Consider the following 14,047-nt stretch of genomic DNA (forward strand, 5'->3'; position numbering starts at 1 on the left):
CCCAATTCCTTGATGATGGTTGCGAAAGCTATTGCGATACAACAGTTTTATCTGCGAGATCGAGCGCAATGTCGATCAGCATGTCTTCCTGGCCGCCGACCAGGCAGCGTCGTCCCGCTTCGACCAACAGGTCGCGCGCGTCCACGCCATAGCGGCTGGACGCGGTCTCCGCGTGCCGCAGAAAGCTGGAGTACACGCCCGCGAAACCGAGGGTGAGTGTGTCGCGGTCTACCCGAACCGGCCGATCTTGCAGCGGGCGGACCAAGTCGTCGGCAGCGTCCTCGAGGGCGAACAGATCGCAACCGTGGTCCCAGCCGAGTCGTTCGGCTGCGGCGATGAACACCTCGAGTGGGGCGTTGCCGGCGCCGGCGCCCATGCCGGCAAGCGATGCGTCGACGCGATTGGCGCCGTGTTCCACGGCTGCAATGGAATTGGCTACTCCGAGCGACAGATTGTGGTGTGCGTGAACGCCGATGTCGGTGCCCGGATCGAGTTCTTGGCGCAGCGCGTCGAATCGGTCGGCGACCTCACGCATTGTCAACGTCCCGCCTGAGTCGGCGAGGTAGACGCACGTTGCCCCGTACTGTTCCATCTGTTTCGCCTGTTGCGCGAGGGCCTGCGGACTTGCCATGTGGCACATCATCAGAAACCCGACGGTGTCCATCCCCAGCCTGCGACCTGCGGCAATGTGTTGGGCGGAGACGTCCGCCTCGGTGCAGTGCGTTGCCACTCGGATCGTCCGCGCGCCCGCGCTGTGGGCATCGATTAGGTTCGCAACGGTGCCGATGCCCGGCAGCAGGAGCGTTGTGACACTGGCGCGGTGGACGGCGCCTGCGACGGCTTCGATCCATTCGAGGTCTGTGTGAGATCCGAAGCCGTAGACACAGCTCGATCCCGACAGTCCGTCGCCGTGTGCGACCTCGATGGAATCGACTCCTGCAGCATCCAAAGCTGTTGCGATGGAGATGACTTGAGGGACTGTGTAGCGATGACGGATGGCATGCATCCCATCGCGAAGCGTGACATCACTGATGTACAGGTTGTTCATCGCGCCGCACCGACTGCGCGCACGGAACGAAGCGCGATACGTTCGGCGGTAGCCAACGCCGCCGACGTCATGATGTCGAGGTTGCCGGCGTAGGCCGGCAGGTAGTGCGCGGCACCGGTAACTTCGAGCATGACGGTTACGCGAGTGCCCACGAACGGACCCTCGGCGGGAATGTTCAGCGCATTGGTCTGGTCGAAGGTTTCGAACTGCACCTGCTGCTTCAGCCTGAAGCCAGGAACGTAGGCCTTGACCCTGTCGACCATCGCGAGAATCGATGCTTCGATCTCGGCGTGCCGACAGTCGCCCTCGACGAGGCAATACACGGTATTGCGCATCAGGATCGGCGGATCGGCCGGGTTGATGATGATCACGGCCTTACCCCGCCGAGCGCCGCCGACCTCCTCGAGCGCGCGTGCGGTGGTTTCGGTGAATTCGTCGATGTTCGCTCGGGTGCCCGGACCGGCCGATCGCGAAGAAATCGACGACACGATCTCGGCATAGGCCACCGTTGCCGACTCGCCCACGGCGGCCACGATGGGTACGGTCGCTTGCCCGCCGCAGGTGACCATGTTCAAGTTCGGCGCAGCCAAATGAGAGTCCAGGTTCACCACCGGCACACAGAGCGGGCCGATCGATGCGGGTGTCAAATCGAGGACCTGCACACCAGTGGGCTCGAGAATCGCCCAATTATGCTGGTGTGCAGTAGCGGACGTCGCGTCGAACACGATCTTGATCGCATCGAAGTCAGGCATGGCGAGGAGCCCGCCGACACCGTCCGCCGTCGTGGCCACACCGAATCGCGCAGCACGCGCCAATCCGTCGGACGCGGAGTCGATTCCGGCCATGGCGCGAACTTCGAGGATCCCGGAACTGCGGAGCAATTTGATCATCAAGTCGGTGCCGATGTTGCCCGACCCGACGATGGCGCATGGCCATGGGCGTAAGTCGGACGCGGTGTATTCGCTCACGTGAAATTCACGGCGACAGTGCCCAACCCGCGCAGGTCTGCCTGCGCTCGGTCGCCGGCGTACACGAACGCCGCGGTGGTGAACGATCCGGACATGACAAACTGGCCCGCTTCGATTTCGATATCGAAGTCAGACAGAGCATTTGCCAACCAGGCAATTGCCAGCGCGGGGTCGCCCATCACATCGTGTCCGGTCCCGGAACCGATGAGTTCGCCGTTTCGCAGGAGGTTCGCCCGGACGTCGGGCAACGGTGGTGCGGCGGACAGGGTGGTCCACGGACCGATGACTACCGCTGCCGCGCTGGCATTGTCGGCGACGGTGTCTTCGAGCGTGATTCGCCAGTCCACGATCCGGCTGTCGATGATCTCCAGCGCCGGTGCGACGGCTTCGGTTGCGGCCAGGACGTCGGCGACGGTTACGCCGGGGCCTCGCAAGGGGGAATGGAGCAGGAACGCAATCTCGGGTTCGACGCGCGGCATGCAGAATCGCGAAGCAGGTACCGAGTCGTCGTCCGGCACGATCATGTCGTCGAGGATGTAGCCGAAGTCGGGTTCCTCGACGCCCAGCAACTCCCGCATGGCCAGCGCGGTAAAGCCGATCTTGTGGCCGCGGACCGACGCACCGGCGGCAAGGCGACGAGCTAGGTTGGCCTGCTGGATGGCGTAGGCGGCGGCGAGGTCGACGCCCGAGTAGCTCTCGACGATCGGCGATATCGGCCGCCGATCACGTTCTGCGTCGTGCAGTAGAAGGGCGGCAGACGCTATCTGCGTCTCGTGCAGGGTCATGACGTCTCTTCCTCGATCAGGCGCATCAGTGTGTAATGCACAGCGCGGGCGTGCATTTCGAACAAGGCATACAGATCCGTGCGGTCGCCGTCCATCTGGCCGGCCATGAACAAGCCGTCCGCCGCCGCAACGCCGTACTTGGTCACCAACTGCACAGAGTTGTCCGAGAGCTGTGGAGCGAATTCGCGAATCACTTCGGTGAAACGCTCGAATGCGCCGCGGCGGATCTCCATGAACATGGCGCGTGCCCGAGGTTCCTCGGGGCGCCTTTCCAGCGCCAACATCAGACCGAGACGCAGAAAGTCCGGCTCCTCGAGCAGTGACTTCGCGGTCTCCTGGCACAGCGTGAGGATCTGCTCCAGTGCGGTATCGCCCTCGGGAACCGTGAACACACTCATCCAGTCCGCGAAACTGCTCTCGATGACCGAAGCGATCAGGTCGTCTTTGTCTTTGAAGTGCCAGAAGATCGAGCTGTTCGGCAGTCCGCATGCCTTGCTTACCAAAGAGATCGACGTTCCGTCGTACCCTCGCTCGCTGGCCACACGGCCGGCTGCCTCCAGGATTCTGCGCCGCGAGTCCTCGCCGTCCAGTCGACGACGACGCTGCTTGTTATCGGCTGCCATTCGCGCTCCTCCAGCTACTGGAATTTGCTGCTTGACCTTCTGTGGATCTGACCATACTGTACCAATCAATACAGAGCAAGACCGATCAGTACAGAAGTAAACCGATCGATACAGGAATCGGGTCGGAGAACGAGTCCGCGCCCGTTCTGTGCTCGCGATCGACGATCGCAATTCAACGACGAAGGATCCCGACGTGACCGAAATCCAGATCTACGACGTAGCCGTCATCGGGTACGGGCCGACAGGTGTAACGGCCGCCAACTTCTTGGGGCGATACGGGCTCAATGTCCTTGTCATAGAACGCGATCCGTCTGTCTACCACCGGGCCAGGGCGATCGGGACCGAAGAGGAGGTCCTCCGGATCTGGCAGCGGCTCGGGCTCGCCGAGCGGCTCAAAGAGGACATGATCTGGGACAAGCAGGTCGATTTCGTCGACAGCGAGGGCCGCTCGTTCATAGACATCACACCGACGTCCCGCGGGCACGGGCACCCGACACAAACCTTCCTGTATCAGCCTGCGCTGGAGAAGGTGCTCCGCGCGGGTGTGGACCGCTACCCGAACGTCGAGGTCCGGTTGCATACGGAGTGTCTGCGGGTCAAGCAAGATTCCGACAGCGTCGAACTGTTGCTCGTCGATTCGACCACCGAGCTGTCGAGCCGAGTCAGAGCTTCGTATGTGATTGCCGCAGATGGGGGTTCGAGCCCTACACGCACCCAGCTCGGTATCGGCTTCGAGGGCCGCACCTACGAAGACCGCTGGATCGTGATCGACACAGAGGTAGTCGAACCGTGGCCCGCGCACGATCAGCTGCGTTTTCATTGCGATCCGAAGCGGCCCGCATTCGACTGTCCGACGCCGTTGGGTCATCATCGGTTCGAGTTTCCGATTCTTCCGGGCGAGGATGAAAAGGACTTCACATCACTCGCCGCCGCGTGGGCTCTACTGAACGATCAAGGTGTCACCGACCGGCACGTAAAGATCTTGCGCGCAGTGCCTTACAGTCACCACGTCCGGTTCGCGGACAGATGGCGAGTCGGGCGGATCTTCTTCGCAGGCGATGCGGCGCACGTGATGCCGCCATGGATCGGGCAGGGCATGGCCGCCGGCGTTCGCGATGCGGCGAATCTGTGTTGGAAGCTCGCCGCAGTCGTACACGGCGATCTGCCCGCGTCTGTTCTCGACTCGTACGAAGAAGAGCGGCAACCGCACGTGCGGTCGATGACTCGGTACACCATCTTCTTCGCACGTTTGATCACCGAGCGCCGCGTCCCCGTGACGAAGCTGCGAAACATGGTGTGCAAGTTCGCGATGCGGATTCCGCCCGTCGGTGCCTACATGCGCGAGTTGAAGTGGTTCCCGAAGGCGCACTACGCGAAAGGTTTTCTGGCTCCGTCGGCGAACAAGGCCGTCGGGCATCTGCCGCCGCAACCCTGGGTGTTCGACGAGTCCGGAGTACGCGTGCGACTCGACGACGCACTGGGATCCCGTTGGGTCGTACTACGAATCGGAGCCGCCCAGGACGACCTTTGGGCCAGGACCGGTGTACCCACAGTCAGGTTGCAGGCCGCGGGCGGACCGACGGTGCCCGGCACGATCACCGACATCGATGGCTCGTTGATCGGCTGGATGACCGCGATGGGCGCCACCGCGCTCGCGATCCGGCCCGATGGCTACGTGTATGCAGCCGCCGCGGGAGCCGAAACCCTCTCTGCCCCACCGATCGGTCTTGTCGCGCATACCGATGTCACGAATCCGATTCTCGGCAATTCCCTTGTGTAAGTCCCCAACCGAAGGCAGACCATGAACACCACAACTCTCACCGAAAAGACAGTGTCCTACGACGGGACCCAGATCTTCTTCGCCGAAGCAGGCACCGGCCCGGCAATCGTGCTCCTGCACGGCGGCGGACCGGGCGCTACCGGCACCTCGAACTACTCGAAAAATATTGCGGAACTTGCTAAATCATTTCGCGTCATCGTCCCCGATATGCCCGGTTACGGACGCTCCACCAGGCAGACCGACAAGTCGAACCCGTTAGGTTTCGTGGCCGACTCGATTCGCGGCATGCTCGACGTTCTCGAAATCGAGAAGGCCAGCCTCGTCGGCAATTCGTGGGGCGGGGCGTGTGCGCTGCGGCTGGCTCTCGACTCGCCACACCGGGTCGAGCGTCTCGTTCTCATGGGGCCCGGTGGCGTCGGAACGACGAAAGCGCCGCCGACAGCCGGCCTTCGGAAGCTTTTGGACTACTACCGTGGCGCCGGTCCATCCCGGGAACGGCTCGATGAATTCATCCGCACGTACCTCGTGTACGACTCGGATTCCGTACCGGCGCATCTGATCGACGATCGCTACCGCGACAGCATCGATCCCGAGTCGATCGCGCATTTTCCCCTGCGCCGGCCGTCGAGCCTGAGCGAACTACGTGTCATGCGCCGGATGGATTTCACCCGCGACCCTCGCCTGGCGCAACTGACGACACCGACTCTCGTCATCTGGGGCGCGGAGGACAAGATCAATCGCCCGAACGGAGGTCGCATTCTTGCCCGAACCATGCCGAATTGCGACCTGCTGCTGGCGGCCAACACCGGCCACTGGGTGCAGTGGGAACGCGCGGAGATGTTCAACGACGTCGTTCGTACCTTCCTCGCGCCGACCGCCTGAACACCGACCTTCGAACAGGATTCGCCATGCCCGATCTCTACAGCAGTCCATCGGTATTCGGGAACGTCCACCTCGGCTACGTCGTCATCGATACGCAAAAGTTCGGTGAGTGGCGACGGTTCGGCAAGGAGGCGATCGGGATGCATCTCGACGAACTCGATGCGACCACCATGCGCTTCCGCCTCGACGACCGGCAATGCAGATTCCTGGTTCAGCGGGGGAGTGCAGAAGATGTCACAGCAATCGGCTGGCACCTCGACGACCACGAAGCGTTCGATCGGATCGTCGCGAGGGTGACGCAGCACGGTGTGCCGGTCACGGAAGGCACCGCGGAGGAGGCTGCGCTGCGCGGCGTCGAGCGGCTGCTGCGATTTCCCGGACCGAAGGGCCTCACCCAGGAGATCTTCACCACCGCCACAATCGATCCGACGCCGCTGCGCATGCACACCCGGGAATTCGTCACCGGGGCGGCGGGGATGGGGCACGTCGCGCTCACCTCGACAAAACCGAGCCTCCTCCGCGGCTACTACAACACGGTTTTCGATGCCCGTCTTTCCGATTACATCGACGAGTCGTTCGGTGGCATCAAACTCCGGATACGATTCCTGCGAGTCAACGAGCGCCACCATTCGGTCGCGATCGCGTCGGTACAGCAACTCCCGGTCGATTTCTCGCGAACCAGGGTGCAGCACTTGAATATTCAAGTCGCTGAGGTGGACGATATGTTGCAGTCTTTCGAACGTGTGACAGAACTCGGTTTCGGGATGCGGATGACGGTCGGTCAACACACCAACGACCGTGAGCTGTCCTACTACGCGAAGACGCCGTCCGGGTTCGATTGGGAGGTCGGCTGGAATCCGATCACCGTCGACGAGTCCACTTGGGAGCCGAACGGGCACAAGGGAATCAGTACTTGGGGACACACCATGGTCGGCGATTCCGTGATCGAGAAGTTTCAGATGTTCCGGCAGTCGATGAAATCGCTGAAGCAGGACGAAGACACGGTGCCGCAGCTGTGCGGTGTGGGAGTTCCCGACAGCTGAACCGGCGCAACAGAAATCAGCCCTGGCCACCTCTGGTAGCCAGGGCTGCTTTGCGCTCGGCGCTAGATCAGCAGGCAGGAGCTTGTCGCCGTTGCGACGAGGCGTCCCCGATCGTCCTCGATTCGAGCCTCGGCGACCGCTACCCGCGAACGCACGCTGATCGTTGTGCCAGTGCACGTGATCGTCCCCGATGCCACTGTGACCGGACGCAAGAAGCGTGTGCCGGCCTCGATTGTCGTGTACCCCGTGAGGGGCGGCAGCTCGGACAGAACCGCACACCCCATTGCTGTGTCGAGTAGCGCCATCAAAACGCCGCCGTGGACGATTCCCATCGGGTTGTAGTGGAATTCCTCCGGTACTAGTTGAAAGACGACTCGGCCGTATTCTGCGTCGACCGGTTCGATACCGAGGGTGCGCAGTGCCGGGGGCTGCGCGATCGTGCCTGCCCCGATGGCGTGCAATGTCTGCAAGCCGGTGAGTCCGGCGGTTGCGGGCCCGGTCGGTTGCGGTGACGACCAGGTGTAGGTCCTCGTGTGGATGGTCGGCGCGTCGGTCTTGATGGTGCTCATGATGTTCCTCTTTGCTCGGTGTCGGTGAATATGCTTGTGTTGCAATGTGTTCTATGCATTGGGGCGTGTAGTAGGTCACCACACGTCGAAGGTTGTCGCAGCGACCCGGTTGACCGCGCGGCGCATCGACCACGGCACGATCAGCTCGTGAAAAGGGCGAACGAGTCGAAAGTAGGAGCGGCCCAATTGGTTGTGCCGGCGCACCACCGTCGTAACGACCAGGGCCGAGCCGTTGCCTGTGTGTTCCACCAGGATGGATGCGCGGAAGTCGAGGTGCCGATCATCGGTACCGACAACCACTTCCGCCGCAGTGGCAGTGTGCACTGGAAATGCACCGGGTGCGGAGCCTTGCGGATGCGACGGCGCAAGCCCGAACGGGCGGACGAGGGCATCTCGAATCGCCAGTAGTGAGACGCCCCGTTTGGGTGATCCGCCGAATATCTGCCGACGCCAGAATCGCGCGTCCTTGGGTACGTCTCTGGGCAATGACATTCGATACGCGTCGGACCAATCGACGTCCGCCAGGGCGCTGTTGACGAGCGCATCGGGCGGTACCGCGATCCGTTCGACCTTCCGCGGTGGCGCGCTTCGGACGAGTTCGCGCCACAGTGGCGCCGACGTCGAGAGTGTGGTCATCGGATGCTCCATTCGTGAGTTTCTTGCAGCGAATCTGCTTGGCTACCAGAACAATTCTTCTCGAATCCGGTACTTCGTCGCATCCGTACTTCCACCAGTGGGATACCGGCGCGAGTCGACCGAACCCAGGGAAGAGGCGAAGCCCGGACCCCTGGGGAGGGATCCGGGCCTCGATATGCAACGGGAAGGGTTATCAGTGCCCGACTACGACCGTCCCTTCCGGAGCTGCCGGCAGGAGCCCCTTCCTGACGACCACTGCGGCGACGACCGCCCCTGTGGCAAAGATTCCTGAGGCCCACCAGAAGACGGTCGTGTAGCTTTCGACCGCGGCCAGAGCGGCGACGAGCGGGCTGGCAGCCTTGCCTTCCATGTAGCTCGCCGCGGCGGTCGCTGCGACCGTGCTGAGCAATGCGGTGCCGATAGATCCGCCGATCTGCTGCATGGTGTTGACCATTGCCGATGCGACACCGGCATCTTCCTGTTGGACGCCGGAGACAGCTCCCTGCATTGCGGGTGCGGTCGCCGCTCCGACGCCCATGCCGACGAGAATCAACGCGGGCATGATGTCGGTGACGTAAGAACTATCGAGCGTGATTCGCGTCATGTACGCCATCCCTGCTGCGGAGAACAACATTCCGACAGTCATCGGCAGCCGAGGACCGAAGCGCGGCAGGGCGATTGCGGCGGAACGCGTAGCGGTGAAGACCAGTCCGAGGATCATCGGCATGAAGGCAAGCCCGGTCTTGATCGGGCTGTAGCCGAGATTCACCTGCATGTAGTAGGTCACGAAGAGGAAGCAGGCGAACAGTCCAGTGCCCGTGATGAAGACGGTGAGGAAGGATCCTGCCCGTGTGCGATCGGCGATGATTCGCAACGGCAGCAACGGATTCGACACCCGTGCCTGCAGATATCCGAATACTCCGAGCAATGCGACGCCGCCGAGGAGCCAGCTGAGCGTGACCGGTGCGGTCCAGCCCTCCGACTCGGCCTGTGAGAACCCGTACACGATTCCGAACAGTGCAGACGAAACGACGACCGTGCCGGGAATGTCGAGCTTGGGGCGATGGTCGGACTTTTGCTTGGCGAGCAGAGCGAACGCGCCGACGAAGGCGATCGCTGCGATCACCAGGTTGACGTAGAGGCACCAGCGCCAGTCCGCCCATTCTGTCAGCGAGCCGCCAAGAAGCAGTCCGAGAGCGCCGCCGCCACCGGCGATCGCACCGAAGATGCCGAATGCCTTGCCGCGCTCTGCCGGATCGGTGAACGTGAGCGTGAGCAGCGACAATGCGGCGGGAGCGAGTAGCGCACCAAAGATGCCCTGGCCGGCTCGCGCCGCAATCAACATCTGCACATCGCTGGCTGCGCCGCCGATCGCAGAGGCGGTAGCGAACCCGACGAGCCCGACGAGGAAGGTGGTGCGCCTGCCGAACAGGTCGCTGAGGCGGCCACCGAGGAGCAGGAGGCTGCCGAATGCGAGGGCGTAGGCGGTCACGATCCACTGCCGATCGCCATTCGAGAACGCCAGGTCGTGCTGGGCTTGCGGCAGTGCGATGTTCACGATGGTGGCGTCGAGGACGACCATCAACTGTGCGAGTCCGAGGACCGCCAGGATGAGCCAGCGCTTCGGGTTTACGGCTGCTTCGACTTTTGTGGTTTCCGGAAGGCTGGGCGGTACTGCCCGGCGGTGCACGGACGTTGTGACAGTCATTTCGTTCCTCACTTGGATTTGTGGAGAGAATCTCCGGGCGGTGAATCTTTCGACGACTTCCCGATTTACTGGATTCAGGATTCGCGAATCGACCACCGCGTCGCATCCGTAGCGGCACTAGTCCCGCTACCGGTGGAGCCCTAGGACAAGCGCTACGCCGAATCCAAGTCGATTCTCATGAGCTCGGCACGAGATGCGATGTCGAGCTTGTTGAATACCTTGTGCAGGTGATACTCGACAGTTCTGGAGCTCAGGAACAGTTGCTCGGCGATCTCCTGATTGCGGAGACCCTCGCCGGCGAGTTTGCTGATTCGCAGCTCCTGAGGCGTCAGGCTCTGTGCGGCTCCGGGCAGCCGCCGGGTTGCGTTCTCCCCACTGGCACGTAGCTCGGTGCGTGCCCGATCCGCCCACGGCAGAGCACCCATGCGCTCGAAACGCTCACTCGCCGAACGCAACAGCGGACGTGCCTCGTTGCGGAAGCGCTGCCGCCGCAGGGTCTCACCGAGCAGTAGAGCGGTGCGGCTCGCTTGAAACATTCGCGGAGCTGTTTCGTGGTAGGTCAGCGCGGTTCGGTAGTTGTCCACTGCGGTTGCTCCGTCGGACAACATTCCCCGTGAATGGGAAACCATCGCAAGCACCGAGGGAACTCGGCTCGTGAGCGCCCATTTCTCGAATTCGTCCAGGGCGCGGCGACCGACATCGGGCTCACCTGCGCGGACCGCCGCTTCGATGAGGTCGGGTGTCGAGAAGCGGGCGATTGCATGGTGGGCGTAGCTGTCGGGTCCCGCCATGCGGTCGAGCGCGAGCTGTGGCCTTCCCATTCCGAGCTCGAGGAGTCCGAGCGACCAAGCCGCGAGGGCTGCAACGATGTTCAGACGGCGGGGCACGGCCAGTCCGAGTACTTCACCCGCATGCCGGCGGCACGCGTCCTCGTCGCCGCGCGCGCCCTCGACCAACGCCAGGCATGCCAGCGGGTACGACTGATCCTGGCCGACGTCGCGCGCAAGGCTGATCGCCTCCAGCGCATTGGTTGCGGCGTCTGTGAACCGTCCCGAGAGGAACTCACAGTAGGCCAAGCGGCCTAATGCAGGAACCAGGGAACCGATCGCTCCGGTTGCACGAGCATGGCCGACAGCTCGGAGGTAAATCGAGGACGCCGTATGTGCGTCACAGAGATACAGCGCCGCCCGCGCAGCCCATTGCAGCTGCATCGGATCCGACAGGTTCTCCGTGCCGTCGAGCACATCGTTCATTCGTGAGGTGGCCGCGGGGCCACTTCCCGCGAGGCTCTGCGCGCCGTCGATGAGCATGTTGATGCCGATCGCGTCCCCCGGATTTCGTGGTTTCGCATCGAGTGCCAGCTGTTTGATCTCCGCAAGTTGGGCGATGTCACCCGTCGCGGTCGCGGCCTCACCCGCAGCCTGCAGCGCGCCGAATGCCAGATCGGAGCCGGCCTGCAACGCCGTACGGTAGCCTTCGGCGAGAATACCGAAACTCTTGTCCACCATGCCGTTTCGTAGTTCGATGAGGCCGCGCAGGAACTGCACCTTCGCCAGATACGCGGGTGCGATCGGCAACGGTGCGGCCTCGTCGAGCAGTGTGATCGCCTGCGCTGCCCGCCCCGCCCGCCAGGCGAGGTCCGCGGCTTCCAGCAACCGCCTGCCTCGCTCGGCTCGATCGCTGCTCAACGCGGCCGCGCGCGTCAACGCAGTCGCCGCCGCGCCGAGTCCGCCGCGTTGGATTGCCCGTTCCGCAGATCCCTCGAGCGCTTGTGCCGCTTCCTCGTTCGGTCCGATGTGCGACGCGGCGAGATGCCACGCCCGCCGGTCTTCCCACTGGGCCCCCGCGGTTTCCATCGATTGCGACAGTTCCCGGTGGGCATCGAGCCTGTCGGCGGTCGTCGCGTGTTGATATATCGCTGACATCACCAGGGGATGGCGGAATTCGATTGCGTTGCCCGAAACCCGGATCAGACCTGCCTCCTCTGCTGGACCGAGGGCGCGAACGTCCAGTCCGCGGCTGTCGGCCGCTCGCAGGAGGACTCCGAGGTCGCCGGTGCCTTCGGCAGCAGCCAACAGGAGAAGCGCCTGGGTGGCCGCGGGCAGGTCTGCGGCGCGGTCGGCAAACACTCGCTCGACCGTGGTATCGATCGCGAAGGGCTCGATCACCGGTTCGAGTCCGGTCAGCTGGTCCGGGCCGAGCGAACGCAGAAATACCAACAGGGCCAGTGGATTACCAGCTGCCCGACCCGCCAGGGCGGACTTCACGTGATCGCCTATCAGCGGGGCGCGCTCTGCGATCAGCCCGGCCGCACCTGCATCGTCGAGAACATTCACTCGGATCTCGGGCAGCCCGGAAGATTCGAGCAGCCCGCCAGGATCCGGCCGCGTGCCAAAGACGACGACCACGCCTTCGGCTTCGAGGCGGCGACTTGCGAAGACAAGCGCACTCAACGACGCGGTGTCGAACCAATGTGCGTCGTCCACGAGGCACACGAGTCCGGCACCCGCGGCGGCCCGTCCGAGCAGCGTCAGGACCGCAACGCCGACCAGAAAAGGATCCGCACCACTGCCGATTTCCAATCCGAAGGCGGTGCTCAACGCGGCACGCTGCGGTGGTGGGAGCGCGCCGATCCCGTCGGAGAGCGGCCTGAGTAATTGGTGCAGTGCCGCGAACGGAAGATCCCGTTCGGACTCGACGCCTCTTCCGCGCAAACACACGCGGTCACCGGCACGCCGCGCGACGTCGTCGATCAGGGCAGTCTTCCCGATCCCGGGCTCGCCGCGCAGGATCAACGCGCCGCTCAGACCCTCATCGACTCGAGCGAGTAGCCGATCCAGCTCGGCTACTTCAGCCTGCCTTCCGTGGAGCACCGTGCGGATGCTACGCCGCGAATGCCGCATTTATCCGCGTTTGGTCTCGAGCTTGTTCGGGCGGTCCGGGCTCCCGGCGACGCTTCGACAGCCACCGCCGAACTAGGGCGACCAAGACGACGACGGGTACACCGATCGACCCGACAGCGGTCCGAACGTCGTCGTCTGCGCCCAGTACGCCGCCGATCGACACGAGCAGCGCAGCCCAGCACGTGACCGCCACCAACGTGAGAGCAGAAAACCACGCATAGGAGATGTTCGACGACGCAACGAAACGCGGCGCGAGCGTCCGTATCCCACCGACCAGTGGCCCAGCCAGGGCGACAGCTTGGGGATGCCGGGCCGAAAGTGCCTGTGCGCGAGCGAGTGCTGAGGCAATCTTGTTCGCAAACAACTTCGGACCGGTTCGTGCGATCGCGCGGCCGCGGCGTCGCGCCGCAATGAACGAATATTGACAACCGCACGAAGTCGCCGCGGCTGCGGTGGCGATTGCCGAACCGACGGAGACCACCTCCAGCCCGCTGAGCACGCCCAGTCCGAGAACGATCGTCGACCCGGGAATCGCGAGACCCACCAGGCAGCCGGCCTCTACGACGAGGACGCCCGCGATGAGGGCAAGCAGCAATGGTGGTGCCACGTTCGCGCCGAGGCTCTCGATCGAGGAAAGGATCCACGAATCCAGATCGCCTGCGTTGATCATCGGTCCGCTCCCGTCGCTCAGGAAGCGTGCGCATCCTGTCGATCAAGGGTCCGAAATTCGGGGGTGTGATCGCATCCGTGTTCACCCCAGTCCGATGTGCAGCGGCACCCAGTACCTGCAAGTGATCACCACAGTCGTCGTCGCCACCGCCAACCAATTCTGGCTCGATGGGAGCGTCGTCGTCGTACTGGTCGGAGTGGCAACCTGCCTCGCCACTGGAGCGATGGCAACGTCAGGGGATCGGTGACGACTTGGTGTTGAACCGCACCCTCCCTCGGGATCCGCACACGAAATAGGGCCCTAGAACGAGGCGGATTCAAGCGGTGGTTGCAACAGCGGGTGGATTTGGTGGATTGGACAGTAGCTCGTCGAGGACTTCGGCCGGCTTTTTCCAGCCGAGAGTTTTGCGGGGGCGGTTGTTGAGTTGCGCGG

13 protein-coding genes are annotated in these 14,047 nt (G+C 63.4%); 4 read left to right on the forward strand and 9 right to left on the reverse strand.

Features of this window, described 5'->3' with window-relative positions; translation table 11 throughout:
• Positions 1 to 28 precede the first annotated feature (28 nt).
• From dmpG to JGU72_RS21425, 4 genes are all read right to left on the reverse strand, one after another.
• Complete coding sequence (gene dmpG / locus JGU72_RS21410; protein ID WP_199686050.1) at positions 29 to 1,048, reverse strand: 4-hydroxy-2-oxovalerate aldolase; 1,020 nt, start codon at positions 1,046 to 1,048, stop codon at positions 29 to 31.
• Positions 1,045 to 1,938, reverse strand: a complete 894-nt coding sequence (locus JGU72_RS21415; RefSeq protein ID WP_199686133.1) for an acetaldehyde dehydrogenase (acetylating) — start codon at positions 1,936 to 1,938, stop codon at positions 1,045 to 1,047. Before JGU72_RS21415 ends, dmpG begins: the two co-directional genes overlap by 4 nt.
• Positions 1,939 to 2,012: 74 nt before the next feature.
• Positions 2,013 to 2,801: a 2-keto-4-pentenoate hydratase gene (locus JGU72_RS21420; RefSeq protein WP_199686051.1), complete on the reverse strand. Its 789-nt coding sequence runs from the start codon at positions 2,799 to 2,801 to the stop codon at positions 2,013 to 2,015.
• On the reverse strand, positions 2,798 to 3,424 hold the full coding sequence (locus tag JGU72_RS21425; RefSeq protein WP_199686052.1) for a TetR/AcrR family transcriptional regulator: 627 nt from the start codon (positions 3,422 to 3,424) through the stop codon (positions 2,798 to 2,800). Before JGU72_RS21425 ends, JGU72_RS21420 begins: the two co-directional genes overlap by 4 nt.
• Positions 3,425 to 3,617: 193 nt before the next feature.
• Between JGU72_RS21425 and JGU72_RS21430 the strand changes: the two genes are divergently transcribed.
• From JGU72_RS21430 to JGU72_RS21440, 3 genes are read left to right on the forward strand one after another with little or no spacing between them, the layout of a single operon-like run.
• A complete protein-coding gene (locus tag JGU72_RS21430) occupies positions 3,618 to 5,204 on the forward strand; it encodes a bifunctional 3-(3-hydroxy-phenyl)propionate/3-hydroxycinnamic acid hydroxylase (RefSeq protein ID WP_199686053.1) in 1,587 nt (528 codons plus the stop codon).
• A 21-nt stretch (positions 5,205 to 5,225) separates the two neighbouring features.
• Positions 5,226 to 6,086: an alpha/beta fold hydrolase gene (locus JGU72_RS21435; protein WP_199686054.1), complete on the forward strand. Its 861-nt coding sequence runs from the start codon at positions 5,226 to 5,228 to the stop codon at positions 6,084 to 6,086.
• Between the two features lie 26 nt (positions 6,087 to 6,112).
• Complete coding sequence (locus JGU72_RS21440) at positions 6,113 to 7,129, forward strand: VOC family protein (protein WP_199686055.1); 1,017 nt, start codon at positions 6,113 to 6,115, stop codon at positions 7,127 to 7,129.
• A gap of 62 nt (positions 7,130 to 7,191) precedes the next feature.
• On the opposite strand, the gene JGU72_RS21445 is transcribed toward JGU72_RS21440, so the two are convergent.
• From JGU72_RS21445 to JGU72_RS21465, 5 genes are all read right to left on the reverse strand, one after another.
• Positions 7,192 to 7,698: a PaaI family thioesterase gene (locus JGU72_RS21445; protein ID WP_199686056.1), complete on the reverse strand. Its 507-nt coding sequence runs from the start codon at positions 7,696 to 7,698 to the stop codon at positions 7,192 to 7,194.
• Between the two features lie 75 nt (positions 7,699 to 7,773).
• A complete protein-coding gene (locus tag JGU72_RS21450) occupies positions 7,774 to 8,334 on the reverse strand; it encodes a DUF2867 domain-containing protein (protein ID WP_199686057.1) in 561 nt (186 codons plus the stop codon).
• A gap of 193 nt (positions 8,335 to 8,527) precedes the next feature.
• The gene (locus JGU72_RS21455) at positions 8,528 to 10,042 is read right to left on the reverse strand and encodes an MFS transporter (RefSeq protein ID WP_199686058.1); all 1,515 of its coding nucleotides are present in this window, start codon (positions 10,040 to 10,042) and stop codon (positions 8,528 to 8,530) included.
• 152 nt (positions 10,043 to 10,194) lie between these two features.
• Positions 10,195 to 12,915: a helix-turn-helix transcriptional regulator gene (locus JGU72_RS21460; protein WP_199686059.1), complete on the reverse strand. Its 2,721-nt coding sequence runs from the start codon at positions 12,913 to 12,915 to the stop codon at positions 10,195 to 10,197.
• 10 nt (positions 12,916 to 12,925) lie between these two features.
• Positions 12,926 to 13,615, reverse strand: a complete 690-nt coding sequence (locus tag JGU72_RS21465) for a DedA family protein (protein ID WP_199686060.1) — start codon at positions 13,613 to 13,615, stop codon at positions 12,926 to 12,928.
• A gap of 94 nt (positions 13,616 to 13,709) precedes the next feature.
• Here JGU72_RS21465 and JGU72_RS21470 point away from each other — a divergent pair, with 94 nt between their 5' ends.
• Positions 13,710 to 13,862: a hypothetical protein gene (locus JGU72_RS21470; RefSeq protein ID WP_199686061.1), complete on the forward strand. Its 153-nt coding sequence runs from the start codon at positions 13,710 to 13,712 to the stop codon at positions 13,860 to 13,862.
• Positions 13,863 to 14,047 lie beyond the last annotated feature (185 nt).

This window comes from Antrihabitans auranticaus, from assembly GCF_016481275.1.
In the GTDB taxonomy this organism is placed as follows: domain Bacteria; phylum Actinomycetota; class Actinomycetes; order Mycobacteriales; family Mycobacteriaceae; genus Antrihabitans.